The 26,125-nt window shown below is 63.1% G+C and carries 24 protein-coding genes and 2 tRNA genes; 5 read left to right on the forward strand and 21 right to left on the reverse strand.

Features of this window, described 5'->3' with window-relative positions; genetic code table 11:
• Positions 1–99: 99 nt before the first annotated feature.
• Entirely contained in the window at positions 100–813 is a 714-nt protein-coding gene (locus D3260_RS10805; RefSeq protein ID WP_158583498.1) for a glycine zipper 2TM domain-containing protein, read from the reverse strand.
• 103 nt (positions 814–916) lie between these two features.
• On the opposite strand from D3260_RS10805, the gene cysZ reads away from it, so the two are divergent.
• Together cysZ and dksA are read left to right on the forward strand one after the other, a co-directional pair.
• On the forward strand, positions 917–1,693 hold the full coding sequence (cysZ, locus tag D3260_RS10810; protein WP_120098610.1) for a sulfate transporter CysZ: 777 nt from the start codon (positions 917–919) through the stop codon (positions 1,691–1,693).
• A gap of 59 nt (positions 1,694–1,752) precedes the next feature.
• Entirely contained in the window at positions 1,753–2,196 is a 444-nt protein-coding gene (gene dksA / locus D3260_RS10815) for an RNA polymerase-binding protein DksA (protein ID WP_120098611.1), read from the forward strand.
• Positions 2,197–2,646: 450 nt separating this feature from the next.
• Here the strand turns inward: dksA and pnp are convergent, their stop codons facing one another.
• The 15 genes from pnp to D3260_RS10890 all read right to left on the reverse strand — a co-directional run bounded on the left by pnp (position 2,647) and on the right by D3260_RS10890 (position 18,856).
• The gene (pnp, locus tag D3260_RS10820) at positions 2,647–4,704 is read right to left on the reverse strand and encodes a polyribonucleotide nucleotidyltransferase (protein ID WP_199671473.1); all 2,058 of its coding nucleotides are present in this window, start codon (positions 4,702–4,704) and stop codon (positions 2,647–2,649) included.
• A 171-nt stretch (positions 4,705–4,875) separates the two neighbouring features.
• Positions 4,876–5,145, reverse strand: coding sequence for a 30S ribosomal protein S15 (gene rpsO, locus D3260_RS10825; protein WP_120098612.1), 270 nt, complete (start codon positions 5,143–5,145; stop codon positions 4,876–4,878).
• 169 nt (positions 5,146–5,314) lie between these two features.
• Positions 5,315–6,241, reverse strand: a complete 927-nt coding sequence (gene truB, locus D3260_RS10830) for a tRNA pseudouridine(55) synthase TruB (protein ID WP_120098613.1) — start codon at positions 6,239–6,241, stop codon at positions 5,315–5,317.
• The gene (gene rbfA, locus D3260_RS10835; RefSeq protein ID WP_120098614.1) at positions 6,228–6,650 is read right to left on the reverse strand and encodes a 30S ribosome-binding factor RbfA; all 423 of its coding nucleotides are present in this window, start codon (positions 6,648–6,650) and stop codon (positions 6,228–6,230) included. The genes truB and rbfA overlap by 14 nt, the downstream gene beginning before the upstream one ends.
• Positions 6,651–6,653: 3 nt before the next feature.
• Positions 6,654–9,299, reverse strand: a complete 2,646-nt coding sequence (gene infB, locus D3260_RS10840; RefSeq protein ID WP_120098615.1) for a translation initiation factor IF-2 — start codon at positions 9,297–9,299, stop codon at positions 6,654–6,656.
• An 80-nt stretch (positions 9,300–9,379) separates the two neighbouring features.
• A complete protein-coding gene (gene nusA, locus D3260_RS10845; protein ID WP_120098616.1) occupies positions 9,380–10,897 on the reverse strand; it encodes a transcription termination factor NusA in 1,518 nt (505 codons plus the stop codon).
• 69 nt (positions 10,898–10,966) lie between these two features.
• The gene (gene rimP / locus D3260_RS10850) at positions 10,967–11,419 is read right to left on the reverse strand and encodes a ribosome maturation factor RimP (RefSeq protein WP_120098617.1); all 453 of its coding nucleotides are present in this window, start codon (positions 11,417–11,419) and stop codon (positions 10,967–10,969) included.
• 76 nt (positions 11,420–11,495) lie between these two features.
• A tRNA-Met gene (locus D3260_RS10855) sits at positions 11,496–11,572 on the reverse strand.
• 907 nt (positions 11,573–12,479) lie between these two features.
• Positions 12,480–12,564, reverse strand: a tRNA-Leu gene (locus D3260_RS10860).
• 12 nt (positions 12,565–12,576) lie between these two features.
• The gene (secG, locus tag D3260_RS10865; protein WP_120098618.1) at positions 12,577–12,981 is read right to left on the reverse strand and encodes a preprotein translocase subunit SecG; all 405 of its coding nucleotides are present in this window, start codon (positions 12,979–12,981) and stop codon (positions 12,577–12,579) included.
• A gap of 3 nt (positions 12,982–12,984) precedes the next feature.
• Positions 12,985–13,758: a triose-phosphate isomerase gene (gene tpiA, locus D3260_RS10870; protein WP_120098619.1), complete on the reverse strand. Its 774-nt coding sequence runs from the start codon at positions 13,756–13,758 to the stop codon at positions 12,985–12,987.
• A 32-nt stretch (positions 13,759–13,790) separates the two neighbouring features.
• Positions 13,791–15,173 (reverse strand): phosphoglucosamine mutase, encoded by a 1,383-nt coding sequence (gene glmM, locus D3260_RS10875; RefSeq protein WP_120098620.1) that lies wholly within the window; start codon positions 15,171–15,173, stop codon positions 13,791–13,793.
• A gap of 18 nt (positions 15,174–15,191) precedes the next feature.
• The gene (folP, locus tag D3260_RS10880) at positions 15,192–16,070 is read right to left on the reverse strand and encodes a dihydropteroate synthase (RefSeq protein ID WP_233544034.1); all 879 of its coding nucleotides are present in this window, start codon (positions 16,068–16,070) and stop codon (positions 15,192–15,194) included.
• 91 nt (positions 16,071–16,161) lie between these two features.
• Positions 16,162–18,123, reverse strand: a complete 1,962-nt coding sequence (gene ftsH / locus D3260_RS10885; protein WP_120098621.1) for an ATP-dependent zinc metalloprotease FtsH — start codon at positions 18,121–18,123, stop codon at positions 16,162–16,164.
• 115 nt (positions 18,124–18,238) lie between these two features.
• Positions 18,239–18,856 carry an RlmE family RNA methyltransferase gene (locus D3260_RS10890; RefSeq protein WP_120098622.1) on the reverse strand — a complete coding sequence of 206 codons (618 nt, stop codon included), beginning with the start codon at positions 18,854–18,856 and terminating at the stop codon, positions 18,239–18,241.
• Positions 18,857–18,879: 23 nt separating this feature from the next.
• Here D3260_RS10890 and D3260_RS10895 point away from each other — a divergent pair, with 23 nt between their 5' ends.
• Positions 18,880–19,200, forward strand: coding sequence for a YhbY family RNA-binding protein (locus tag D3260_RS10895; RefSeq protein WP_199671466.1), 321 nt, complete (start codon positions 18,880–18,882; stop codon positions 19,198–19,200).
• Here D3260_RS10895 and greA read toward each other — a convergent pair.
• The 4 genes from greA to ubiA form a co-directional block, all read right to left on the reverse strand.
• Positions 19,191–19,673, reverse strand: coding sequence for a transcription elongation factor GreA (greA, locus tag D3260_RS10900; RefSeq protein WP_120098623.1), 483 nt, complete (start codon positions 19,671–19,673; stop codon positions 19,191–19,193). The two genes, D3260_RS10895 and greA, sit on opposite strands and share 10 nt — an antisense overlap.
• Before the next feature lie 138 nt (positions 19,674–19,811).
• Positions 19,812–21,170: an adenosylmethionine--8-amino-7-oxononanoate transaminase gene (locus tag D3260_RS10905; RefSeq protein ID WP_120098624.1), complete on the reverse strand. Its 1,359-nt coding sequence runs from the start codon at positions 21,168–21,170 to the stop codon at positions 19,812–19,814.
• A 90-nt stretch (positions 21,171–21,260) separates the two neighbouring features.
• Complete coding sequence (locus tag D3260_RS10910; RefSeq protein ID WP_199671467.1) at positions 21,261–22,313, reverse strand: hypothetical protein; 1,053 nt, start codon at positions 22,311–22,313, stop codon at positions 21,261–21,263.
• A gap of 59 nt (positions 22,314–22,372) precedes the next feature.
• Positions 22,373–23,248, reverse strand: coding sequence for a 4-hydroxybenzoate octaprenyltransferase (ubiA, locus tag D3260_RS10915; RefSeq protein ID WP_120098626.1), 876 nt, complete (start codon positions 23,246–23,248; stop codon positions 22,373–22,375).
• 138 nt (positions 23,249–23,386) lie between these two features.
• Here ubiA and D3260_RS10920 point away from each other — a divergent pair, with 138 nt between their 5' ends.
• Complete coding sequence (locus D3260_RS10920; RefSeq protein WP_120098627.1) at positions 23,387–24,751, forward strand: glutamate--cysteine ligase; 1,365 nt, start codon at positions 23,387–23,389, stop codon at positions 24,749–24,751.
• Between the two features lie 203 nt (positions 24,752–24,954).
• On the opposite strand, the gene D3260_RS10925 is transcribed toward D3260_RS10920, so the two are convergent.
• On the reverse strand, positions 24,955–25,683 hold the full coding sequence (locus tag D3260_RS10925) for an epoxyqueuosine reductase QueH (RefSeq protein WP_120098628.1): 729 nt from the start codon (positions 25,681–25,683) through the stop codon (positions 24,955–24,957).
• 77 nt (positions 25,684–25,760) lie between these two features.
• Here D3260_RS10925 and D3260_RS10930 point away from each other — a divergent pair, with 77 nt between their 5' ends.
• The gene (locus D3260_RS10930; RefSeq protein WP_120098629.1) at positions 25,761–26,072 is read left to right on the forward strand and encodes a hypothetical protein; all 312 of its coding nucleotides are present in this window, start codon (positions 25,761–25,763) and stop codon (positions 26,070–26,072) included.
• Positions 26,073–26,125 lie beyond the last annotated feature (53 nt).

Consider the following 26,125-nt stretch of genomic DNA (forward strand, 5'->3'; position numbering starts at 1 on the left):
CGTTCACCACCGGCTTCCGGCGTGCTTCGTCTGGCGCATCGCCATACCCCGGCAGATGCCGTTCCCGTCCGCCCCAACCGGGCGGCCCGGCAGTCAACGTCAATGCATCGGTGAAATACTGTCGCCGATCACCCGCACCCGTGTTCCGGTGCTGATGCCGCTCGCCGTATCCAGTGTGAGCTGCCGGCTGTTGCCGGTGTCCATGGCTACATCGACGCGATAGACCGTCGTCTTGCGTACTTTCTTCTCGGCATAATTACCGGCGTAGGCACCGCCGAGTGCGCCGGCGATCTCGGCGATGGTCTTGCCGGCGCCATGGCCGATCTGGCTGCCGACCGCCCCGCCGGCGACGCCGCCAGCCACGGCGCCGACCCCGGAGCCGTGCTGGGCGTTCTGGCGGACAGGCGTGATCGATGAGATCGTGCCGCAGTTCTGGCACACCGCCTGCGTCTCGGATTCGGACGACTCCGAGGCACGGGCTGTCTCCTTCTTGTGCGACTCGGATTTCGTCGACTCATGCTTGGCTGCCGCCTGCTTCTGCTCGGCGCGCGACTTTTCCTTTTCCGCCGCGGCGACCTTGTCCTCGGCAGCGTCCTGCGCGTTGTCGTCGGCCTTTTCCTGCGCCTGCTCGGCCTGTGTCTTGGCAGTCTCCAGGTTCTGCTGGGCCTGGGCCAGATTCTCGTTGGCCTGCTGGAGCTGCTGCTGGGCGTTTGTCTGTTGCCCATCGTCATTGTCGTTGGAGCAACCGACCAACGCGGCCCCCATCAGGACGAGCAGCGCAAACAGCGCGGGCATACGCGTGGCATGTTTCATGGCATTCGATCCAGAGCGGGAAAACATCAACACGGGGTCAGGGTCGGTAAACCCGAGCCCGATACAATGGCAGCAAGATTAAGATCGTCTGGCCGAACAACACATGAATCCGATCAGCGAGTTCGTCGTCGGGCCCGGTTATCTCGCCCGAGGCTTCAACCTCCTCACCGAGCGCAGCCTGCGTCGTTATGTGATCGTGCCGATCGCAGTCAACGTGATTCTGATCGCCGCGCTCATCAGTCTGCTGGGCTGGCAGGTCAATGACTGGCTGAATACATGGCTCGCCGGGCTGCCCGGCTGGCTGGCATGGCTTGAAAACGTGCTCTGGTGGATTGTAATGGTGCTGTTCGCGCTTGCCTTCTGCTACTTCTTCACGGTGATCGCCAACCTGATCGCGAGTCCGTTCAACGGCATGTTGTCCGCCCGGGTCGAACGTCTGGCCACGGGGCGGGCGCCGGAAAGCGGGATGAATCTGGCCGGCGAGATGTGGGACGGTCTCGCCGGTGAGCTGCGGCGTCTTCGCTATTACGCCTCGCGCGCGCTGGTGCTGGCGCTCATCAGTCTCCTGCTGTTGTTCATACCGCTGGCCAACCTGGCGATCGCGCCGCTCTGGTTCGTGTTCGGCGCGTTCATGCTCGCATTCGAATATCTCGACCAGCCCATGGCGAACCGGGGTATGGTCTTCGACGACAAGATGCAGCATCTCTACGCCCGCGGTTGGCGGCATCTCGGTTTCGGCAGCGCCGTCACACTGGCGACAGCGATTCCGCTGGCCAATCTGATCGTGATGCCGGCAGCCGTGATCGGCGCTACATTGTTGTACATCGAAACCGAGGGCCCGGCGTCCACCACGACACCGACGGTCCACAATGCCCCGTAATTGCGCCAATCCCTGTTTTTTGCTACAGCTACGCGCTGTTTATCGACGGCGAGAGCACCATGTCGACTACTGACAGCCCCAAAAAACTTGATGCCCCTCAGGAGTTTACTCCTTACACGCCCGCCGAGGGCGAGGAGTACATGAATGAGGAGCAGCGCGAGCATTTTCGCGGATTGCTCGTGCAGTGGAAGCGCGAGCTGATGGAGGAAGTGGACCGCACCATGCATCACATGAAGGATGAGGCGGCGAACTTCCCGGATCCGACCGATCGCGCCAGTCAGGAATCCGAGTTCTCGCTCGAGCTGCGTACGCGGGATCGCGAACGCAAACTGATTCGCAAGATCGATCAGGCCATTGGCCGCGTCGATCGGGACGACTACGGCTTCTGCGACACCTGTGGCATGGAGATCGGCATTCGCCGTCTGGAAGCCCGACCCACCGCGACGCTGTGCGTGGACTGTAAGAGCCTGGACGAGATCCGGGAACGCCAGCTCGGTCGCTGATCATCGCCTCCGGCTGGCGCTCCCGACAGCGCACCGACGCGCGCCCGGCCCATAATGCCGACCGGCGCGCCGCTGGCGGTGGCGGTATTCGTTGACGATCGCGTGGTACCGATACCAAATTTCCGCCGAATAGATTGACTCATACGAAAGTCGTACTATACTGCGTACCAAGGTCGTTGCTGACGGCCTGCTTATCTCCTCCGAAAGGCCTAACGGCCTTTCTCGCACTTGGCCCCCTTGCAACAAGGGGGCTTTTTTTTGCGCGGCGCTTCGTGCCTCGCGATAAGCCCCCGCTTTCGATCCTGCGCCTGGCCTCGCTTGGGCCATCTCGAAACGAACCCTGCACGTGCACGATCGGCGATCCATCGATCGGTCGGTCACAGAGCAAAAAAAAAGCGCCCCGCGGGGCGCTTTTTCCTTCAGCGGCTTGCTGTCGCGATGCAGCCCGCCTTACTCGGCGTTGTCGTCGCTCGAGGCTTCTTCGTTTTCTGCCAGTTCTTTCATCGACAGACGCACACGGCCCTGTCGATCGACTTCTAGCACCTTGACCTTGACCATCTGGCCTTCGGAGAGTTCGTCGCTGACGCTTTCGACCCGATGCTGGGCAATCTGCGAAATATGGACAAGGCCATCGCGGCCCGGCGCCAGATTCACGAATGCACCGAAATCGACGATACGCACGACCTTGCCTTCGTAGATCTGGCCGGCCTCGATGTCCCGGGTGATGTCCTCGATTCGCTTGATCGCGAGATCCGCCGCCGTCTTGTCAACCGCAGAGACGTGAATCGTGCCGTCGTCTTCAATATCGATCGACGCGCCGGTCTCCTCGGTGATCGAGCGAATCGTCGCCCCACCCTTGCCGATCACGTCGCGGATCTTCTCGGAATCGATCTTGATGGTGAAGATGCGCGGGGCCCACTGCGAGACTTCCGAGCGCGGCGCGTCGATCGCCTCGTTCATGATGCCCAGGATATGCATGCGGCCGTCCTTGGCCTGCGACAGCGCCGCCTCCATGATCTCACGGGTGATGCCGGCGATCTTGATATCCATCTGCAGCGCCGTCACACCGTTGACCGAGCCGGCGACCTTGAAATCCATGTCGCCGAGATGGTCTTCGTCACCGAGGATATCGGTAAGCACCGCGAACTTGTCGCCATCCTTGATCAGGCCCATGGCAACACCGGCCACCGGTGCCTTGATCGGCACGCCCGCGTCCATGAGCGCCAGGCTGGTTCCGCAGACCGAGGCCATCGACGAGGAACCGTTGGACTCGGTGACCTCGGAGACCACGCGCATCACGTAGGGGAATTCTTTCTCGAGATCCGGCAGAACACCCTGGATCCCGCGCTTGGCCAGTTTGCCGTGGCCGATCTCACGACGCTTCGGGCTGCCCATGAAGCCGGTCTCGCCCACGCAATACGGCGGGAAGTTGTAGTGCAGCATGAAGGGCTCTTCATACTTGCCTTCGACGGCATCGATGAGCTGGGCATCGCGACCGGTGCCCAGGGTGGTCACCGCCAGCGCCTGGGTCTCGCCGCGCGTGAACAGCGCCGAGCCGTGCGTGCGAGGCAGCACACCGGTACGGATGGTCAGATCGCGCACGGTACGGGTATCCCGGCCATCGATACGTGGCTCTCCGGCCAGGATCCGCGAGCGCACCGTCTTCTTCTCGAGAGCGCTCAAGGCGTCCTTGATATCGCCTTCGGCGTGGCCATCCTCGTCATCGGAGGCCAGCTCGGCCACGACACGATCCTTGATTTCGCCGAGGCGCGTCTGACGTGCCTGCTTGTCGGCGATCTGATAGGCCGCGGTCACATCGTCCGTGGCGACACGGGCCACGGCATCGGCCAGCGACTCATCCTCGACCGGCGCCTGCCAGTCCCAGGCCGGCTTGCCGGCATCCTGAGCCAGGGCTTCGATGGCCTGGATCGCGCCCTGCAGCTGTTCGTGGCCGAACAGGACAGCCCCGAGCATCACATCTTCGGGCAGCTGCTTGGCTTCCGATTCGACCATGAGCACGGCATCGGCCGTGCCGGCAACGACGAGATTCAGCTCGCTCGTGCCGAGCTGCGTCGCGCCCGGGTTCAGGACGTATTCCCCGTCGACATAGCCGACGCGGGCGCCCCCGATCGGGCCGGCGAACGGCATGCCCGACAGCGCCAGTGCCGCGGATGCGCCGATCATCGCCGGGATGTCGGCATCAATCTCCGGATCGACCGACATCACGGTCGCGATGATCTGGACTTCGTTGTAGAAACCTTTCGGGAACAGCGGCCGGATCGGGCGATCGATCAGGCGACACGTCAGCGTTTCCTTTTCCCCGGGACGCCCTTCACGCTTGAAGAAGCCGCCTGGAATCTTGCCGCCGGCGTAGGTGCGCTCCTGGTAGTTGACGGTCAGCGGGAAGAAATTCGCGTCCGGCTTGGCTTCCTTCTTGCCGACGGCCGTGACGAGAACCACCGTGTCGCCCATGCTGACCATCACGGCCCCGTCGGCCTGGCGGGCCATCTCACCGGTTTCCAGCGTCACGTCATGTGCGCCGAACGAGAATGTCTGTCGGCTCTTGATTTCTGCCTTGCTCACTTTTTTCTCTCTGACTGTTTTGCGGAAACAAAAAAGCGCCCGTCCCGGCGATACCGAGGGGCGCTTGTCACGATCACTTGCGGATCGGCGCGCGTATCAGCGACGCAGGCCGAGTTCCTGAATGAGCGTCTTGTAGCGATTCGGGTCGTGCTTTTTCACGTAGTCAAGCAGCTTGCGACGGCGGTTGACCATCTTGAGCAGACCACGACGCGAATGATGGTCACCCTTGTGATGATCGAAATGCGAGCCGAGCTGGACGATGCGCGTGGTCAGCAGTGCGATCTGGACGTCCGGCGAGCCGGTGTCACCCGAGCCGCGACCGAATTTCTCGACGATGTCTGCTTTTTCCTGATTGGACAGGGCCATGATTCACTCCTTGGGGACATGGGCCGTCAGCAGCGATCCGACATGGCGATGTCGTCTTCCACCGTCACGATGGAGACGAACTCTCGAATGCCGCCTGTACGACCTGAATTAGCGCGCTATTCTAGTGCGCACGCGTTGCAAAGGCAATCAAAATCGCCACTGGCCGGTCTCAAGCCAGCGGGCGGGCGAACAGGCGAAGCGGCGCGATGCCGCCGCCTCCGGCCGGTTGGCCGAGGCCGAGTACGCGGCCATCCGGCTGATCCAGCCGAATCGCCGCGGCTGCCGGCGTATCGACATCGCGGACCGTCTGGCCATGCCCGAGTCGCGCCGCCTGATTTTCGGTCAGCGTGATTGCCGGCCAGTCCGCGAGCAGCGTGCTCACCGGCAGCAGCCAATCGAATGCGGCCAGCGGGCCCTCGGCCTCGACATCGTCATCTATACGCGCTTGCGACACCGTGGGCAACGCGGCGCCGAGATGGCCGACGCACGTCCGGTGCAACGCAACCACATGTGCGCGCCCGCCCCAGTGACGGGCCATGTCCTCGATCAGGGTGCGCACGTATGTCCCGCCACTGACGGCGACATCGAAGGTCACCTGATCGGCCGCGGCACGCACCACGCGCAGATCGTGCACCGTGATCGGACGCGGCGAGCGTGCGACGGTTACCCCCTCGCGGGCATATTGATACAACGGCTTGCCGTCGACCTTGAGCGCCGAATACATGGGGGGAATCTGCGACTGGGGCCCCGTAAACGCCGCCACCGTCGCGGCCAGTTCCGATTCGTCCGGCAGAGAGGCCTCACCGCGAATCGTCACTTCACCTTCCAGATCCCCCGTCGTTGTCTCTGCACCGAGCGCTGCGGTGACGCGATAGTGCTTGTCTGCCGACAGAAGATAAGAGGACAGTTTGGTAGCCTCTCCCAGACAGACCGGCAACAGACCGGTCGCCAGGGGATCGAGACTGCCGGTATGACCGGCCTTGGCAGCGTTTAAGCGACGCCGCACGTTCTGGAGCGCCGTATTGGACGAGACGCCGTAAGCCTTATCGAGTAGCACGACGCCGTCTATCGCGTGGCCCTTTCTACGACGCCCCATGGGTGCCGTCTTCGTCACCGTCGTCAGTCGCGTCCTGCGTACGCGACTCGTCCTCGGCGACGGCCGAGGCGATAAGGCTGTCCAGCTTCTGAGCCTCACGCTCCGTCGTATCCTCGACAAAACGCAGTTCCGGCATCACGCGCAGCCGAAGCCGCTTGCCGAGCTCGCGCTTGAGAAAGCCCTCCGCCGCATGCAGCCCGGCCACGGCACGCTTAGCGCTGTCCTCGGCCGCGGTGACATCGAAATTGGCCACGTAGACCTTGGCATGCTTCAGGTCGGGCGACACATCCACGTCACTGATCGACACGAACTGCACACGTGGATCCTTGACCTGACTGGCGATGAGGAACCCAAGCTCGCGCTTGAGTTCCTCGGCCACCCGATGACGTCGCGAGAAGTCTCGGGCCACGGCTTATGCAGGCTCCGCGGTATCGACCGTACGCTGGACCTCGGTCCGCTCGTACACTTCGATCTGGTCGCCGGGCTTGATGTCGTTGTAGTTTTTGACACCAATACCGCATTCCGTGCCCGCCGGCACGCGGTTGACGTCGTCGCGATGCCGACGCAGCGACTCGAGTTCGCCCTCGTAAATCACGACGTTGTCGCGCAAGACACGAATCGGCTGACCGCGAACCACTGCACCATCGGCCACCACACAGCCAGCGATCGCGCCGAGCTTGGATGAACGGAACACGTCTCGAACCTCGGCCAGACCGATGATCTCTTCGCGCAGCTCGGTGCCGAGCAGGCCGTTCACGGCGTTGGTGACGTCCTCGATCGCTTCGTAGATGACGCTGTAATAGCGCACATCCACGCCGGATTCCGAAACCGCCTTGCGGGCCTTGTTATCGGCACGCACGTTGAACCCGATGATGATCGCCTGCGAGGCCAGGGCCAGCTCGACATCCGACTCGGAGATACCCCCCACACCGCTGGATACGATGCGGATCTTGACTTCCTGTGCCGGAATCTTGCGCAGCGACTCGACGAGCGCCTCGACACTGCCCTGCACATCGCCCTTGACCAGCAGGTTGAGATCCTTGGTCTCCGACGGGCCGTCCTCGCCCATCGCCGAGAACACTTCCTCGAGTCGGGCAGCCTGCTGCTGTGCCAGTTTGGACTCGCGCTGGTGCTCCTCGCGCTGGGCCGCGATTTCCTTGGCCTTGCGCTCGTTGGCAACGACGAACGCCTCGTCGCCAGCCTCCGGGGTACCGGATAGGCCCAGCACCTCGACCGGAATCGACGGACCGGCTTCCTTCACCTGCTCGCCCAATTCGTTGAACATGGCACGAACGCGACCGTGGAACGGACCGGCCAGAATCGTGTTGCCACGCTTGAGCATGCCGGCCTTGACCAGAATCGTCGCAACCGGACCACGCCCCTTCTCGAGGCTCGATTCGATCACCACGCCGCGTGCCGGGACATCCAGTGGCGCGACGAATTCACTGACCTCGGCCTGCAGTAGCACAGCATCCAGCAGATCATCGACGCCGTCGCCTGTCTTGGAAGACACCGGCACGATCTGGATGTCGCCACCCCAATCTTCCGGAATCAGGTCCTCGGCAGCCAGGCCGGCCTTGACCTTCTCGATATCTGCACTCGAGACGTCCATCTTGGTCACCGCGACGACGATCGGCACACCGGCCGCCTTCGCGTGCTGGATGGATTCCCTGGTCTGCGGCATGACGCCATCATCCGCAGCCACGATCAGGATCGCAATGTCGGTGATCTCGGCACCCCGTGCCCGCATGCGGGTGAACGCCGCATGGCCGGGGGTATCGATGAACGTGATCGCGCCCTTGTCGTGAGTGACGTGATACGCGCCGATATGCTGCGTGATGCCACCGGCCTCACCGGCCTGCACCTTGGTGCGGCGGATGTAGTCCAACAGCGATGTCTTGCCGTGATCCACATGGCCCATGATGGTGACGACCGGCGCGCGGGTGACACCCTGAACCTGCTCTTCCTCGGCACGGACTTCCTGCGCAAGCGCCTCTTCGGCGGACTCGCTGGAGACCGGCTTCGGATTGTGCCCCATCTCTTCGACGATGATCGTCGCGGTGTCCTGATCGACCGTCTGGTTGATGGTCGCCATCACACCGAGCCGCATCATGCGCTTGAGGACTTCGCCGCCCTTGACCGCCATCTTCTGCGCGAGATCGGCGACCGTGATCAGCTCGGGGATCTCGATGTCGCGCACCACCGGTGCGGTCGGACGCTCGAAGGTATGCTCGGTGGCCACCTGAACGTTCTTCTGACGACGGCCGCCGCGCTTTTTCTTGTCCTTGCGCCGGCCCTGCTTGCCTTCGGCGACGTGCAGTTCCTTGCGCTTGGAATCGTCCTGCTCACGGGCCTTGGTGTCGCGCTCGCGTTCCCGCTCGCGCTTGATGTCTTCCTCGGTCCGGCCGTGGCTCTCGGCAGCGCGGCGCAGGTTTTCCTGCACCCGCGATCGCGTGGCATCCGTGCGCACGCCATGCTTGGCGCGCTCGCGTTCCATCGCTTCGCGACGAGCGCTTTCCTCGGCCTCTTTCTTGGCCGCGATTTCGGCTTGGCGTTTGGCATCGGCCTCGGCGCGCTGACGCTCTTCCTCGTCACGCCGCGCCTGCTCCTCGGCCGCCTTGCGCTGTTCTTCCTCGCGCCGCGCCTGTTCTTCGGCCTCTGCGGCCTCGCGCTCGGCTTCGGCCTGGGCAAGACGTGCCTCGTCTGCCTCCGTCTCGGCCGGCTGCTCGGTCTGCTCGTTGCGATTTTCGTAGGTGCGGCGCTTGCGCACCTCCACGTTCACCGTGCGTCCCGAGGCGCCACCGCGACCGGTATTGACCTTCAGCTCGGACGTCGAACGGCGCCGCGAAGATACCGAAGCACGCTTGGCACCCAGCCTGCCGCCGGGCCGTGCGTTCTCGGCATTACGCAAGTGACGCAACAACTTAAGCTTGTCGTCATCGCTGATCTGATCGTCTGCCGAGCGTGCCTCCACGCCCGCTTCCGCCAAGCGCGAGACGAGCCGCTCCACCGGAATGCCTGTTTCCGATGCCAGCTGCTTGACTGTCGTTTGCGCCATACTCTGTCTACTCCGTGGTGCCCGCGCGCGTTGGGCGCGGACGATCCGTTTTACGTTTCGTTAACGCTCTATTATTCGGCCTAGGCCTGCTCGTCGGCAAACCAGTGGGCCCGGGCTGCCATGATCAATTCGCCTGCGCCGGCTTCGTCGATCTCGAACAGCTCCATCAATTCATCCGCACCGAGCTCGGCCAGGTCGTCACGCGACTTGACGCCGCCTTCGGCCAGCGTCGCCGCCAGTGTTTCGTCCACGCCGTCGACTTCGAGCAGGTCGGCATCGTACGCGGCTTCGCCGGCTTCGGCACTCGAAATCGCCTTGGAAAGCAGATAATCCCGTGCGCGGCCTCGAAGCTCTTCGACCATGTCGGCGTCGAACTCCTCGATTTCAAGCAGCTCCTGCTCCGGTACGTAGGCGATCTCCTCGGTGGACGTGAAACCTTCCTGCACCAGAATCGCTGCCACTTCATCGTCGACATCGAGCTGATCACGGAACATGCCCTGCAGCTCTTCGCTTTCGGCTTCGCTCTTCGCGTCCGCGTCCTCGAGCGTCATCACGTTGAGCTGCCAACCGGTCAGCTCGGACGCCAAGCGGATGTTCTGTCCGCCACGACCGATGGCCTTGGCCAGCGATTCTTCGGAAACGGCCAGATCCATGCTGTTCGAGTCCTCGTCCAGCACGATCGACTCGACGTCCGCCGGCGCCATCGCGTTGATCACGAACTGCGCCGGGTTCTCGTTCCACATGATGATGTCGATGCGTTCGCCCGCCAGTTCGTTCGAAACACTCTGTACGCGCGAGCCACGCATGCCGACGCAGGCACCAACCGGATCGATACGCCGGTCCTTGGCCTGCACCGCAATTTTCGCACGAAGTCCGGGATCGCGCGATGCACCGCGCAGCTCGATCAGCCCCTGGCCGACCTCCGGCACTTCCAACTTGAACAATTCAATCAGGAATTCCGGTTTGCTGCGCGAGACGAAAAGTTGCGGCCCGCGCTGCTCGGGGCGCACATCGTAGAGGAAGCCGCGCACGCGATCGCCCGGCCGCATCGGCTCACGGGGAATCATCTGATCCCGCGGAATGATCGCCTCGGCGTTGCCGCCCAGGTCCAGAATACAGGCACCACGTTCCATGCGCTTGACCAGCCCGGTGATCAGCTCGCCCACACGGTGTTCGTAAGCATCGATGATCTGAGCGCGTTCAGCTTCGCGCACTTTCTGCACGATCACCTGTTTGGCGGCCTGGGCCGCGATGCGCCCGAACTCGACCGATTCGACCTGTTCTTCGATGTATTCGCCCGGCATGACGTCGGGCCTGGTCTCCCGCGCACGCTCGAGCGAGATCTCGCGATCCGGCGCCTCGATGAACTGCAGCTCGCCCTCGGCGTTCTCTTCGCCCGGATCGATGACCAGCCAGCGACGGAAAGTCACGTAATCGCCGCTCTTGCGATCCACGTCGACGCGAACGGCGATTTCGCCGCCGTGCTTCTTGCGTGTGGCCGAAGCCAGCGCCGCTTCGATCGCCTCGAAGATGATCTCTTGCTCGACGCCTTTCTCGTTGGAAACCGCCTCGGCGACCAGAAGTACGTTTTTATTCATAAAAACACCCGCGTGTCATGGAAGACGGCTCATGCGAGCCGCCGTGTCGCAATCGATATCGCTGCGTCGCTACGTTTCGAAAACCGGATCCAGTCGCGCCTTTGCCATATCGCCGATCGGAAGGCTATAGATGGCGTCGTCGCACGCCAGATCAACCGCATCCTGACTGACGGCACGAATGACGCCGCGGAATTTTCGTTGCCCTGCCACCGGCGCGAACATGTTCACGCGGGCGCGCTCGCCGATGAACTGCTCGAAATGGCCGGCATCCACCAACGGCCGATCCAGGCCCGGCGACGAGACTTCGAGCGTATAGGCTGCGCTGCCGTCGTCAGCCACATCGAGTGCCGCACTGACTTCGCGGCTCACGGCTTCGCAGTCCTCGATATCGATGCCTTCCGATGCATCGATATAGACGCGAAGTGTCGCGTTCTTGCCGCGACCGACCGATTCGACGTGCCAGAGCTCGTAACCGAGATCGGTGACGATCGGCTCGATCAGGGAATGAAAACGTTGCGTCATGTGCACCGTCTCGTTGACGATTTCGCGTTACCAACAAAAAAGCCCCTCATCGGGGGCTTTTTCGATAACCAAAATGTGGTAGCGGGGGCAGGATTCGAACCTGCGACCTTCGGGTTATGAGCCCGACGAGCTGCCAGACTGCTCCACCCCGCACCCGATGAACGCGAGACTATAAATAGTTACCGAAATCATTGCAAGCCGCTCGTCTGACTTGCGGTTCCGGCTGGTTGGGAAAACCCAACCCCTCAACGCGAGACATAAGTTAACACGCGGTTTTCAAAACGCAAGTCCAATTCATGAAAGTTTTTTCGCGATCGCGTCACGACGCGGATCAAGCGCTATTCGGCCCGGCTTCGCGCCTTTGCCGACGCGCGCGAAATGCGCTTTCCGACGAGGCGAAACGTCGTTGTTCGGCCCTGGGAACACGCACGCATTTCATGATCAGCGCCCCATGCATCACCACCTGCATCATGCAGGCGGGCACGGCGAAGCCCGCTGACGGCCACCACTCAATCCCCCTGACGCGCCGCACCGACATCGCGGGGCTGGCCGCTGCCGCCGTTGGCCGGAAAGCACCTGGCATGACCCGCTCTCCAGTATTCGCATGGCGCAGTGAGACCTCGATTGGCGACGGCACATCACAGCCCCCATACATCGGCCCCACCTTGCCCGCGCATTGGCGCCATCTGAGGCCCGACACACCACCCCACGCTGTAAACGGTACGTACCAACACGTCCGGCTTGCGGTTGCGGCGATGCCGCGGCGGGTCGATGCCTGCCTGCTGCCCCTGTCTCCAGTGTGCCTCGTCTGTTGCAGCGGATGCGCCTTGCGCTGAAGGCCTGAAAACCGGAACGCCGGGGTCCACCGACACCGAGTGCGATCAATAGTGACTGATGCCAGTTGTTCTGCGCCGCGTCCGAGCGGGTCGGCATCCGGCGGACGACAACCGCCGCGGGCTTCATCAGAGGTCACCTCTGACCCTGAGCACAGGCATGAAAAAAGCCGTATCGCGTCGCGATACGGCTTTGGGAAAATCGCCTCTCGCAAGAAGCGACTGTTTGGTGCCGACGGCCGGACTCGAACCGGCATGGCTCTCGCCACTGCCCCCTCAAGACAGCGTGTCTACCAATTCCACCACGTCGGCAGTTCTTTCAGATCAGTCCGGAATCTTCGGACCGTTCCCTTGATCATCAGACGACTGTTCCTGACCTGACGCCTGATTGGCGTCTTCGGAACTTGTCGCGTTGTTAGCCGGTGCCTGCTGTGCCGCGGGCTGTTGCGACAGTTGGTCCGTCACACTGCCCGAGCCGCCACCGCTGGCAACACCACCGCCATTCACGATGTAGGCCAGCGTCAGACTGCTCAGAAAGAACAGCGTTGCCAGCGCCGCCGTGGCCCGACTCATGAAGTTCGCCGAGCCTTTGGCGCCGAAGACCGTACCGGAAGCGCCGCTTCCGAATGCCGCCCCGGCATCTGCACCCTTGCCATGTTGCAGCAGGATCAATGCAACCAACGAGATTGCGATGACCACCTGCACAATGATCAGGATTGTATAGATCATTAATCAGCTCGTCTTCCCGACCGCATCCATCGCACGGGCAATATCGGCAAATGAATCGGCTTTCAGCGACGCGCCGCCCACGAGTGCCCCGTCGACGTCGTCACCGGCGAAAATCGCCTCTGCATTGTCCGGTTTAACGCTACCGCCGTAAACAATGCTCAGCGAGCGCGCTAGTGTAGCATCGCGATCTGCGATTTGCGACCGCAAATACGCATGAATTTCCTGTGCCTGCTCGGGGGTTGCAGTGCGCCCCGTGCCGATTGCCCAGATCGGTTCGTAGGCCAACACGATCCGATCCAGTTCTTCGGCCGAACAACCATCGAGCAAGGCTCCGAGCTGACGCCCGAGCACGGCCTCGACCTGGTCATTCTCGCGCTGCTCGAGTGTTTCACCGACACAGACGATCGGCACGAGGCCGGCTGTGACGGCGGCGCGCGTCTTGGCGACGACGATGGCATCGGTCTCGCCGTACTTTTCGCGACGCTCGGAGTGCCCGACCACGGTATGCGTTGCGCCGGCATCGATGAGCATCTCGCCGCTGACTTCACCGGTGAAGGCGCCGGCCTCGACCTCGGCGGCCACATCCTGCCCGCCAACGGCAACGGTGGTATCGGCGAATCGTTCGGCCAGTCGCGATACATAGACGAACGGCACACATACCGCCAGCGGACAGCGGATGCCGGCAGCCGCATCGGCCAGAGCCGGCGCGAATTCATCGATGGCAGCACGGCTGCCGTTCATCTTCCAGTTCCCGGCAACGATGGCACGACTGTGCATGACGTCTCCTTGTCGATTCATGAATCTGTAAATCAGGCCGCAGCGGACTGCTCGACGGCGTCGGCGATATCGCGCGCGTGGCGCTCGACGCGGGCGACATCCAGACCTTCCACCATCACACGCAGTAGCGGCTCGGTTCCCGACGGGCGCAACAATACGCGACCTTCGCCGCCCAGATCACGCTCCGCTTCATCCACGGCGGCCTGCACCCGACGATCGGACATGAGCGTGCTGGCCGAGCCGCGACCGATGCGCACGTTGATCAGGCTCTGCGGGCATTTCTCGACCGGTGCAACGAGATCGGCGAGCGCGATCCCGCGACGCCCCATCACGGACAGCACCTGCAGCGCCGAGACCGTGCCATCGCCGGTGGTGGATCGATCCAGACAAAGCAGATGCCCCGACGATTCACCACCCACGTTGCCGCCGAGCGCAAGCAGACGTTCAAACACGTAGCGATCGCCGACCTTGGCTCGTTCAAAGGCGATACCGCGCGCTTCAAGCGCGAGCGCGAGACCGAGGTTGCTCATCAGGGTGCCAACGACCGGACCCGTGAGTTCGCCCGCGGCATGTCGATCCTCAGCCAGGGCGAACAGCAGCTGATCGCCGTCGACCACCCGGCCCGCAGCGTCGATCATGATGCAGCGATCGGCATCGCCGTCCAGCGCAATCCCCGCATCGGCGCTGCGGGCCACGACCTCGGCCGCCAGCTGTTCCGGGTGCGTCGAGCCACAGCCCAGATTGATATTGAGGCCGTCCGGCGCATTGCCGATGACATGGACCTCCGCGCCCAGCTCGCGAAACACTTCCGGCGCAGTCTGATAGGCCGCCCCGTTCGCGCAGTCCACCACCAGACGCACACCGCGCAGGCCGTGGGCCGGCAGGCGTGCCGTGGATTTGCAAAACTCGATGTAGCGGCCGGACGCGCTTTCCACCCGACGGGCACGCCCGAGTTGCTCCGGCGCCACACAGACCAGCGGTTCGGCAAGCGCCTGCTCGATTTCCGACTCGACGGCGTCGTCGAGTTTCTGACCTCGGTGAGAAAAGAACTTGACCCCGTTGTCCTCGAACGGGTTGTGCGATGCACTGATGACAACACCGGCGACCGCCCGAAAGGTACGTGTCAGATAGGCAATGCCCGGCGTTGCCAGAGGGCCGACGAGCAAGACATCGATTCCGGCGGCGGCGAAACCGGCCTCGAGCGCCGATTCGAACATGTAGCCGGAAAGACGCGTGTCCTTGCCGATCAATACACAGGCACGTGCGCCGTGCAGATCACCGTCACCCCCGTCGGACAGGCGACGCAACAGGACCCTACCCGCCGCCCAGCCGAGATGCAGGGCGAAATCCGGCGTCATCGGTGCCTCGCCGACCGTCCCGCGGATACCGTCAGTGCCGAAATAGCGTTGCGACATACCTGCCTGCTCCTTTTTCTATGCCCGGCCCGGCGCGTCGCCAAGCGCTTGTGCCAGCGTCAGCATCTGGGCGGTCTGGCGTACGTCATGTGCCCGGATGATACCGACACCGTGCCGGGCCGCCCAGAAGGCGGCCCCGAGGCTGCCGTTGATTCGACTGGCCATGTCGTCGGCCTCGAACAGCGTCGCGAACATCGATTTGCGAGAGATGCCCATCAGCACCGGACAATCGTCGACCCCCAGGCGCTCGATATGTCGCAGCATCGCCAGATTGTGGTCGAGCGACTTGCCGAAACCGAACCCCGGGTCGACGACGATGCGATCGTGGCGCACACCGGCATCGCGACAGGCAACTACTCGGGCCTGGAGATAATCGCGCACCTCGGCAACCACATCGGTGTATCGCGGCGCGTTCTGCATGGTCGCCGGCTCGCCCTGGCGATGCATGACGCAGACCGCAGCTTTCGCGTCGGCGACGGCCGAGAGCGCACCCGGCGCATCCAGCCCGCGCACGTCGTTGATCATGTCCGCGCCGGCATCACAGCCACGACGCATGACGACCGGATTGCTCGTATCCAGCGATATGAACATATCCGGCATATCGGCGCGCAACGCTTCAAGCACCGGCAGAACGCGCGCAAGCTCGTCCTCGGTTGTCACCGGCGTCGCACCGGGCCGCGTGGACTCCCCGCCGATATCAATGATGCCGGCGCCTTCGGCGGCCATCTCGCGAGCGCGGGCGCGGGCCGCGTCGATATCCCCGTAGCGACCGCCGTCGGAGAAGGAATCCGGGGTGACATTGAGCACCCCCATGATCACCGGCGCGCCCAGATCGAGCGAGCGATGTGCCCCGTCGAGACGACGGGCACCGATATTGGATTGGGACGAACGTGCCATAGACGGGTCGATCATGAGAGGGCCGGCATGCGCCGTGCAAAAAAAAGCCGGCGGACCGAAGTCCGCCGGCCGAGATGCGTCGGCTACCGTCCTACGACTGGCGGTTGTGCGCCGGGCTGGGCACGCTGTTGTCGTCGCCGCGATTGTCCGGCGCGCGCTGCGTGTCGTCGCTCCCGGCACTGGCGTTCGGCCCGCCACCGTTGCGCCCCGTCGGATCGGAATCGTTCCAGCTGTCCGGCGGCCCCGGCTCATGACCCTGCATGATCTCGTCGATCTGCTTGCGATCGATGGTTTCGTACTTCATGAGCGCATCTGCCATCAGATGCAGCTTGTCCATGTTGCTCTCGAGAATCTCGCGGGATCGCTCGTAGCAATTGTCGATGATCGAGCGAATCTCCTCGTCGATCGCATGGACCGTCTCATCGGAGATGCCGCCGCCCTGGGCTGCGGCCTTGCCGAGGAACGGCTCGCTGTCCTCGGTGTTGTAGGCAATCGGCCCCATTCGCTCGGACAGGCCCCACTTGGTGACCATGTTGCGCGCGATTTCCGTCACACGCTCGATGTCGTTGGACGCGCCGGTCGTGACCATGTCCTTGCCGTAGATGATCTCCTCGGCCAGACGACCACCGTACAGAGAGCAGATCTGGCTGATCAGACGCTGCTTGGAATAGCTGTAGCGGTCCTCTTCCGGCAGGAACATGGTCACACCGAGCGCGCGTCCACGCGGCACGATGGTGACCTTGTGAACCGGATCGTGCTGCGGAACCGACAGACCGATGATCGCGTGGCCGGCCTCGTGATAGGCCGTCATGCGCTTGTCGTCCTCGTTCATGATCATCGATTTGCGCTCCGCGCCCATCATGATCTTGTCCTTGGCCCGCTCGAAGTCGTCCTGCGTGACTTCCTGACGGTTGGCACGCGCCGCGAACAACGCCGCCTCGTTGACGAGGTTGGCCAGATCGGCGCCGGAAAACCCGGGGCAGCCACGCGCCAGGATGCCCGGCTTGACGTTATCGTGCACCGGCACGTTCTTCATGTGCACTTTCAGGATCTGTTCGCGACCGCGCACATCCGGCAAAGGCACCACGACCTGTCGGTCGAAACGGCCGGGCCGCAGCAACGCCGGATCGAGCACGTCCGGGCGGTTCGTCGCGGCAATGACGATCACGCCTTCGCTGCCTTCAAAGCCGTCCATCTCGACGAGCAGCTGGTTGAGCGTCTGCTCGCGCTCGTCGTGTCCGCCACCAAGACCGGCGCCGCGCTGACGACCGACGGCGTCGATCTCGTCAATGAAGATGATGCAGGGGGCCTGTTTCTTGGCCTGCTCGAACATGTCGCGGACACGGGATGCGCCCACGCCGACGAACATCTCGACGAAATCCGAGCCGGAGATCGAGAAGAAAGGCACCCCGGCCTCGCCTGCGATCGCCTTGGCCAGCAAGGTCTTGCCGGTACCCGGCGAGCCGACCATCAGCACACCACGCGGGATCTTGCCGCCGACCTTCTGGAATTTCGACGGATCGGACAGGAATTCGACAAGCTCCTGGACCTCTGATTTCGCCTCCTCGACACCGGCGACATCCGCGAAGGTGAGCTTGATCTGGTCCGCGGCCATCATCTTGGCCTTGGACTTGCCGAACGACATGGCACCACCGCCGCGGCCACCGCCCTGCATCTGGCGCATGAAATAGATCCAGACGCCGATCAGCAGAAGGAACGGGAACCACGAGATCAGGATCTGCTTCAGGAACGAACCCTGATTCGGCGGCTCACCCGTGATGGTCACGTTGTGATCCATCAGGGTGCCGATCATGGCCTTGTTGTCGGATTCCGGACTGTAAGTGTTGAACTTCTGGCCGGACGTCAACTGACCGCTGATCTGGTGGTCCTCGATGTGCACTTCGGACACATTGTCGTTGTCGACCTTCGTGAGGAAGTCCGAGTACGCGATACTGTTACCGGTCGACCCCGATGGCGCAAAGCTCGAGAACACGCTCATCAATACGAGCGCGATCACGACCCACAGCAACAGATTCTTGGCGAGTTCGTTCAAGATCGTCGTCCTCGACCGGACCCAGAGACCGGCCGTTTGGTTGTCGAGTCTATAGAGTTACCGATCAGTATAAACGATCGGTTGCACTGCGGGCGTCATCGAGCGCCCTTCGCTCCTAGCCGCGCCAGCCGCGACCGAGAACATACATTTCGCGACTGGCGTCCCGCGAAGCCTTGGGCTTGCGCGTGGCCACCTTGTCGAAGCTCTTTTTCATCCCGGCGATCAAGGCATCGAAACCCTCGCCCTGAAACACCTTGATGAACAGACAGCCGCCGGGGGCGAGCACATCACGACACAGCTCGAGCGAGAGCTCGGCAAGATGCATCACACCGGCCTGGTCTGCGGCCTTCACACCGGAGAGATTGGGGGCCATGTCGGAAAGTACAAGATCCACGGGCGTTTCGCCGATCTCGGCCATGAGCGCATCGAGCCCTTCGGCTTCGGCGAAATCGGCGCGCAGGAAGGTCACGCCGTCGATCGGATCCATATCGAGCCGGTCGATGGCCACGACGCGGGCCTGCGGCGCGACCCGACGACAGTACTGGCTCCAGCCGCCGGGCGCCGCCCCCAGGTCCACGACGCCGCGGGCCTGAGCGAGCAGCCCCTCCTTCTCGTCGACCTCGGCAAGCTTGTAGACCGCCCGGGAACGATAGTTGTCGGCCTGGGCGGCTCGTACATACGGGTCGTTGCGATGCTTGGCCAGCCATCGCTTGGTGTCGCTGCGTTTACTCACGGGGCTATACTGGCGTGTTTCACATGAACGCGTCGCTTGCCATGCCCATCGCTGTCGACAAGACCACTCGTCTCGCCCTGAAGAAACAGGCCCATCATCTCAAGCCAGTCGTTCAGACCGGTGCGGCAGGCCTCAGCGAGCCGGTGCTCGCCGAGATCGATCGCGCCCTGACCGATCACGAACTGATCAAGATCAAGCTGGTCGCTGACGACAAGCCGACCTTCAAGGCCGATGTCGCCAGTGTGTGCGAGCGGCTCGACGCGGTGTCGATCCAGGAGATCGGCCGCATGGCCACGATATATCGCCCGAATCCGGACAGTGACGGCCCCTCCGGTCAAACGTAGCGTACCTCGACGATCTCCAGCGTGCGCTTGCCGCCGGGCACGTCGACGTCGACCACGTCGCCCGCGCTCTTGCCGATCAGCGCACGCGCGATCGGTGAGGCGAACGACAGCTTGCCCTGCTTGATGTCGGCCTCGTCCTCACCAACGATCTGGTAGGTCAGTTCGTCGCCGGAATCCTCGTCCGCGAGATCCACCGTGGCGCCGAACACGACGCGCCCGTTGGCCTGGGCGCCGACCTGTGCCACGTCGATGACCTGGGCCGACCCCAGCTTGGCCTCGATCTCGGCGATTCGGCCTTCGTTGAAACCCTGTTCTTCCTTGGCGGCGTGATACTCGGCGTTTTCCTTCAGGTCGCCGTGGGCACGTGCTTCCTCGATCGCATCGACGATGCGCGGACGCTCCGTCTTCTTGCGGCGGTTGAGCTCGGCGCGCAGTGCATCGGCACCGGTCTGCGTCAGTGGCGTGCGATCCATGAGAACCACCTCGGATACGTGTTCGAAAATTATGGAAACAAAAAGGTCGCCGGAGACGGCGACCCTTGAGATGCACATTGAGCCGGCCGCGGTAAAACGCCGACCGGTCAGTTACTGCAGGCTAGCAAGGCTTGCCGATCAAGTCGAGACGGCGCGATCGATGCCCTCCGCCGCCACCGTGGCCAGATGGTCGATCTGTTCCGGCGTGATCACGTAGGGCGGCATGAAATAGATCGTGTCGCCGAGCGGGCGCAGCAGGGCTTCGCGTGTCAGCCCATGGCGATAGACCTGAAGGCCACGCCGCTCACGCCAGTCGAACGGCGTGCCAGTGGCCTTGTCGGCCACCATCTCGATGGCCAGCACCATGCCGGTCTGGCGCACCTCCGCCACGTTGGGATGGTCGACCAGCGGCGCGGTCGCGATTCGCATTCTCGCAGCCAAAGCCCTGTTGGCCTCGACCTGGCCGCGCTGCTCGAACTGGTCGAGCGTGGCGATCGCCGCGGCACAGGCCAACGGATTCCCGGTGTACGAATGGGAATGCAGGAAGGCGGTGAGATTCTCGTAATCGTCGTAGAAGGCGTCGTAGACCCGGTCGCTGGTCAAGGTTACCGACAGCGGCAGATAGCCGGCCGTAATGCCCTTGGACAGACACATGAAATCCGGCGTTATGCCGGACGGGCCGGCCTGCTCACAGGCGAACATGGTTCCGGTGCGCCCGAACCCGGTCGCGATCTCGTCGGCGATCAGGTGCACGTTGTAACGCGAACAGGCCTCGCGCAGCAGCTCGAGATAGACCGGGTCATACATCCGCATGTGGCCCGCGCACTGGAGCAGCGGCTCGACGATGACCGCGCACGTCTGGTCGGCATGCTCGGCCAGCAGCGCTTCCATCTCCGCGAAGCAGGCCCGACTGTGCTCGGCCCAGGACACGCCCGGCTCGCGATGGAAACAGTCCGGGGAGCGCGCGGTGAGCGGCTTGAGCAGCAAGGGCTCGTAGGTCTTCTTGTAGAGCGAGACATCGCCGACCGCCAACGCGCCCAGGGTTTCACCGTGATAGCTGTTGGTCAGGTTGATGAATCGTGTCTTCTCGCCATGGCCGGTGTTGCGCCAATAGTGAAAGCTCATCTTGAGCGCGACTTCCACCGCGGCGGACCCGTTGTCCGAATAGAACACCTTGTCCAGACCCGGTGGCGTGACGCCTACCAGACGCTCGGCCAACTCGACGGCCGGCTCGTGCGTGAACCCGGCGAGCATGACATGTTCGATGGTGTCGAGCTGGCGCTTGACCGCTGCGTTGATGTCCGGATTGGCGTGGCCGAAGATGTTGACCCACCAGGAACTCACGGCATCGATATACCGATTGCCCTCGAAGTCCTCGAGCCAGACGCCTTCGCCGCGGCGCATCGGCACCGGCGGCAGGTTGCGGGTATCCTTCATCTGCGTGCAGGGGTGCCAGAGCACCTCAAGATCGCGATCGACGAGTTCTTGGTTTGTCATGCGGCCTGGATTTCCGGTCGGTCGAACAAATCGACGGCACGCGTGCCGTCGGGGGCGGCCCCGGATTCTACCGAGCCCGCCCAACGGTTTTCATGTCTCGTCGACGAGTGTCAGCAGTGTATACGGCGCTTCGTGCGGGTCACGCGCGTCCCGCGGATGATCCGACTCGAGCTTGAGCGCCCGATCGGGGTCGTAGACGACGAACAGACGCCCGTCGGGCAACACGGCCACTCCTTCGGCCTTGTTGGCGAATTCCAGCGCCTCGCCCTGCTCGTCATGCACCAGCCGAGGCGCGCGCCCGGCGTGAAAGTCGGCGACATCAAGCGACCACAGATAGGCTCCGAGACGGTCGCCGCCGGCGCCGTCGTCGACCTCGAAGCTCGTCAGAAACAGCAGGCGATCGTTCGTCGGGTCGAATTCCAGACTCGACAGACCGACGTCGAACCGCACCGCCGGCCAGGCCGCGGGCTCGAATTCGTAGACCATCTCGAACGCGCCGGTGAACGAGAGCGCGCCGGCCTGGTCGATGCGATACGGTGCCGCCACCACCTGCGCGACGTAGGTGAAGTTCTCATGATCGGCGCCGACCTCACGGATCCCGAACAACAGCAGCGGGTCGTCCCCGGCGTCTTCGCCGGGGATACTGGCCAGGCCCTCGATCTTGAAATACGGTGCGCCAAGGGCCGTCGACAGATCGTCGCGCAGGGGCACGGAGCTCGCCACCCCGTCGTTGTGTCGATCCGCAACCAGTTGGACGTCGTCCGGCGCATCGACCGGCCAGACGAGCAGCCGGTTGTAGGCATCCTGAGCCGCGCTGTCATCGTCAACGCGATCGAATCCGGTCGTGGCGATCAAAAACTGTCCGTCGTCGCTGAGCGCGAAATCCTCGTATTTCTCGGCGTGCTTGATCAGAGAGGCGGTGTAGAAGCCCAAGCTGTCGGCCACCGGGCGCCCGTCATCGATCTCCAGTGCGAACACCGGCGAGCGATGTCGGCCCGGCACGTTCTTGTCGCTGCCGAAGACCAGACGTCGACCGTCCCAGGCCACGGCAGAAATCTCCACATTGACCGCGTCGCCACTGTCGTGGGCAAGACCGGCGTCGAAACAGGCAAAAAGCCCCTTGGTATCGATTCGTGCCTTCATGGGCATCTGGCTCTGGTTGTCAGGTTCGGAAAAGCGTTCTGGTACACGGGGCGGGCCTATCAGCCCAGCGCGAGATCGAGCGCGAGGCCGATGAAAATCACCCCGCCCAGATAATTGTGCTGCATGAATGCCTTGAAACAAGCATCGCGATCGCGATGTCGGGTCAGACGATAATGATAGATCGACATCGCCACAGCTCCCGCCAGCCCGAGGTAGTAGAGCCAGCCCAGCGCGAACGAGATGCCGACGGCGACCAGCAGCGCATAGAAGATGACCTGAATCACGGCGATGTTGCGACGATCGTTGTCTCCCCACAGCACGGCCGTGGATTTGACGCCGATCTTCAGATCGTCGTCACGATCGACCATGGCATAGAACGTGTCGTACGTCAGAGCCCAGATCAGGGTGGCCACGAACAACAGCCAGCCTCCGAGCGGCACGTGATGGGCCTGGGCCGCGAACGCCATGGGCACCGCCCAGCCGAAGGCCGCACCGAGAAACATCTGCGGCCAGTGCGTCGCGCGCTTGGTGAACGGATAGAGCACCGCGAGCCCAAGCCCGACGATTGAATAGGCAATGGTCAATCCGTTGAGCGTCAGCACCAGCGCGAAGGCAGCAATACTGAGCGCGGCAAACACTGCGAGTGCCTCGCGCGCGCTGACTTCACCGGTCGCCAACGGCCGCGCCCGCGTCCGCTTGACGTGGCCATCAATGCGACGATCGGCGAAATCGTTCATCACGCACCCGGCCGAGCGCATCAGCACGGCGCCGACCACGAACACGAACAGGACCCACGGGTTCGGCACGCCCCGTGCGGCCAGCCACAGTGCCCACATCATCGGCCAGACAACCAGGAATATGCCGATCGGCTTGTTCAGCCGGGTCAGACGAAGATAAGCATCCAGTCGGCTCGCCGATCGAGTGGTCGCGGTCATGCAGGTGTCTCTCCGTGTCGAAGCGTAGCGCGTGATATCTGCAACCGTCAGCTACCGGCTTGCAGCGCAAGACGTTACCATGCGCAAAATTGTCGCGGCAGCCCGCTGATCCTCGGTTGCCCGTGGTCTGGAGATTTCATGTCCGCTCCCTCCCAATCCGGCGGTGCGCCGATCACCGACGAGCGTCAGCTTGTCGAATATTTCGAAAACGCCTGCAAACCACCGAGCCGATGGCGTCTCGGCACGGAACACGAGAAATTCGTGTTCGATCGGGAGACGCTGCGGCCGCTGCCCTACGCCGGCGAGCAGAGCATTGCCACGTTCCTGGAGAAACTGCAGCGTTTCGGCTGGCAGCCAATGATGGAGGACGGGCGTCTGGTGGCGCTGGAACTTGGCGAGTGTCACATCACGCTCGAGCCGGGCGGCCAGCTCGAACTGGCCGGCGCCCCGCTGGACACCATCCACGAGACCTGCGACGAAATCCATGTGCACCTGCGCCAGGTCAAGGAAGTCGCGGCGGAGATGAACGTCGGACTGATCGGGCTCGGGTTTCAGCCGAAATGGTCGCGCGAGCAGTGCGCCTGGATGCCCAAGGCCCGCTACGACATCATGAAATCCTATATGCCCAAGGTCGGCAGTCTCGGCCTGGACATGATGCTGCGCACCTCGACGGTGCAGGTGAACATCGATTACGGCTCCGAAGCCGACATGATCAAGAAGTTCCGGGTGGGCCTCGCGCTACAACCGGTGGCGACCGCGCTGTTTGCCAACTCCCCGTTCACCGAGGGCAAGCCGAATGGCTTCGTCTCCTATCGCAGCCAGATCTGGACCGATACGGACCCGGACCGCTGCGGTATGCTCGACTGGGTCTTTGGCGACGATATGGGCTTCGAACGTTACAAGGACTTCGCGCTCGATGTCCCCATGTATTTCGTCTATCGCGACGGCCGCTACATCGATGCCTCCGGACAGTCGTTCCGTGACTTTCTGGCCGGCAAACTTCCCGCGATGCCCGGCGAACGACCAACGATGAGCGACTGGGACGATCATCTGACGACGATCTTCCCCGAGGTTCGGCTCAAGCGCTTCATGGAGATGCGCGGCGCCGATGGTGGTCCGTGGCGTCGGCTTTGCGCGCTGCCGGCGCTTTGGGCGGGTCTGTGCTATGACAGCGCAGCACTCGACGAGGCCTGGCAGCTCGTCGCCGATTTCTCCACGACCGAACGCAATCACCTGCGCGATCAGGCACCGATCCAGGGCCTGGCCACGCCATTTCGTGGCGGCACGCTGGCCGATATCGCGCGCGAGACAGTGGCGATCGCACAACGCGGCCTGGAACGGCGCGCCAGACTCGACGCACACGATCGCAGCGAAGCAATATTTCTGGAACAACTGGCCGAGATCGCGGCCACCGGCGTCACGCCGGCCGAGCACCTGCTCTCGCTCTACCACGGGCGCTGGAACGAATCAGTCGACCCCGTGTTCTCGGAATTCGCTTATTGATGGCATCTTTTCGGCGGGCTGTTTCGTTTTCGGACGGCCCGCTTGCCAGGCCGATATCCGACCACTGGTCGACGCCGCGTCACCGCAGTCGTCGACCGTGACCGGGCGATATCCCGATACGCCCTCGCTGTCTCACCCCTCGCCCGGACCGGGGATCGTGGATATCGTCCCTGGGGCGACGATGCGTCGGAGAGCGGCTCGCGTCAGTCGCGATTGAGCCAGGGATACTCGCCGCGCGCATCCGCGCCGGGCAACGGCGAGGTCACCGCCTCGCGACCGTAGAACTTGATGCCCTTCTGAATGCGCTCACGCCCCGCGGCCTGGCGATGTCGATTCGTATCGCGCAGGCTGTAGACACAACCGCAGTATTCCTGCTGGTAGAACGCCTCGCGCTTGGCGATCTCGATCATGCGGGCCGCGCCGCCCTTCTTGCGCCAGTTGAGCGTCCAGTACGTCACTTCGGGATAGCGTGCCGTGGCCCGTACGCCGGCTTCGTTGATCTGCGCCATGTTCTTCCAGCGCGAGATCCCGAGCGTGGACGAAATCATGTGGTAACCGTGCTCGGCCGCATAGAGCGCGGTCCGCTCGAATCGCATGTCGAAGCAGACCGTGCAACGACGACCGCGCTCGGGTTCGTTCTCGAGCCCACGAATTCGGTCGAACCAATTGTCGGTATCGTAATCGCCGTCGATATGCGGAATGCCGAGTTCGTCGCAGTAACGCGTATCCTCGGCCTTGCGCATCTCGTATTCCGCCTGCGGATGGATGTTCGGGTTGTAGAACAACACCGTGACATCGATGCCCGAGGCCTTGACCGCCGAAAGCACTTCGCCGGCACAGGGCGCACAGCACGAATGCATGAGCAGTTTCGTGCCCGGTTCAGGTGGGATCAGTTCCGGGCGCTCGTAATTGTCGAGACTGTAGGAATTCATGTCGCGACCACTTCATCCAATGCGATAATCGCGCCCATTGTCCGGATTACGACCGGTCGCGTCCACGAGGAGTGCTTATGCCCAAGGGCAGCCTGACCATGGCCATCATCTGGATGGTCGTTATTTCTCTCGTCTTGTTCTGGCTGCCGGTCGCCGGCCCGCTCCTGGCCGGATTCGTCGGTGGGCGCACGGCCGGCAGTGTCGGCCGCGGCCTCCTCGCCGCGATTCTGCCGTCGCTGATCCTCTGCTTGATCCTGCTCGGCGCCGGCACGGCGTTGACCGGCATGCCCATCATCGGCGCCATCGCCTCGATCAGCGTCTTTCTGGTTCTGGTCATCCAGCTCTTCCCGCTCATTCTCGGCGCGCTTATCGGCGGCGCGACGGTCTGAACCTGATGGGCCAGGCGGTCAGCGTGGACTGACCATAGCGATTACTCGCGCGC

It is taken from the genome of Salinisphaera sp. Q1T1-3, from assembly GCF_003602005.1.
Classification (GTDB): Bacteria; Pseudomonadota; Gammaproteobacteria; order Nevskiales; family Salinisphaeraceae; genus Salinisphaera.

Bases quoted from the DNA above. Each gene is read 5' to 3' on its own strand.
- D3260_RS10805 (WP_158583498.1), bottom strand. From the start codon at position 813: ATGAAACATGCCACGCGTATGCCCGCGCTGTTTGCGCTGCTCGTCCTG.
- cysZ (WP_120098610.1), top strand. From the start codon at position 917: ATGAATCCGATCAGCGAGTTCGTCGTCGGGCCCGGTTATCTCGCCCGA.
- dksA (WP_120098611.1), top strand. From the start codon at position 1,753: ATGTCGACTACTGACAGCCCCAAAAAACTTGATGCCCCTCAGGAGTTT.
- pnp (WP_199671473.1), bottom strand. From the start codon at position 4,704: ATGGCCCGCCAGGCCGACGGGGCCGTGATGGTCAGCATGGGCGACACG.
- rpsO (WP_120098612.1), bottom strand. From the start codon at position 5,145: ATGGCCCTGTCCAATCAGGAAAAAGCAGACATCGTCGAGAAATTCGGT.
- truB (WP_120098613.1), bottom strand. From the start codon at position 6,241: ATGGGGCGTCGTAGAAAGGGCCACGCGATAGACGGCGTCGTGCTACTC.
- infB (WP_120098615.1), bottom strand. From the start codon at position 9,299: ATGGCGCAAACGACAGTCAAGCAGCTGGCATCGGAAACAGGCATTCCG.
- nusA (WP_120098616.1), bottom strand. From the start codon at position 10,897: ATGAATAAAAACGTACTTCTGGTCGCCGAGGCGGTTTCCAACGAGAAA.
- rimP (WP_120098617.1), bottom strand. From the start codon at position 11,419: ATGACGCAACGTTTTCATTCCCTGATCGAGCCGATCGTCACCGATCTC.
- secG (WP_120098618.1), bottom strand. From the start codon at position 12,981: ATGATCTATACAATCCTGATCATTGTGCAGGTGGTCATCGCAATCTCG.
- tpiA (WP_120098619.1), bottom strand. From the start codon at position 13,758: ATGCACAGTCGTGCCATCGTTGCCGGGAACTGGAAGATGAACGGCAGC.
- glmM (WP_120098620.1), bottom strand. From the start codon at position 15,173: ATGTCGCAACGCTATTTCGGCACTGACGGTATCCGCGGGACGGTCGGC.
- folP (WP_233544034.1), bottom strand. From the start codon at position 16,070: ATGGCACGTTCGTCCCAATCCAATATCGGTGCCCGTCGTCTCGACGGG.
- D3260_RS10895 (WP_199671466.1), top strand. From the start codon at position 18,880: ATGAACGCGTCGCTTGCCATGCCCATCGCTGTCGACAAGACCACTCGT.
- greA (WP_120098623.1), bottom strand. From the start codon at position 19,673: ATGGATCGCACGCCACTGACGCAGACCGGTGCCGATGCACTGCGCGCC.
- D3260_RS10905 (WP_120098624.1), bottom strand. From the start codon at position 21,170: ATGACAAACCAAGAACTCGTCGATCGCGATCTTGAGGTGCTCTGGCAC.
- D3260_RS10910 (WP_199671467.1), bottom strand. From the start codon at position 22,313: ATGAAGGCACGAATCGATACCAAGGGGCTTTTTGCCTGTTTCGACGCC.
- ubiA (WP_120098626.1), bottom strand. From the start codon at position 23,248: ATGACCGCGACCACTCGATCGGCGAGCCGACTGGATGCTTATCTTCGT.
- D3260_RS10920 (WP_120098627.1), top strand. From the start codon at position 23,387: ATGTCCGCTCCCTCCCAATCCGGCGGTGCGCCGATCACCGACGAGCGT.
- D3260_RS10925 (WP_120098628.1), bottom strand. From the start codon at position 25,683: ATGAATTCCTACAGTCTCGACAATTACGAGCGCCCGGAACTGATCCCA.
- D3260_RS10930 (WP_120098629.1), top strand. From the start codon at position 25,761: ATGCCCAAGGGCAGCCTGACCATGGCCATCATCTGGATGGTCGTTATT.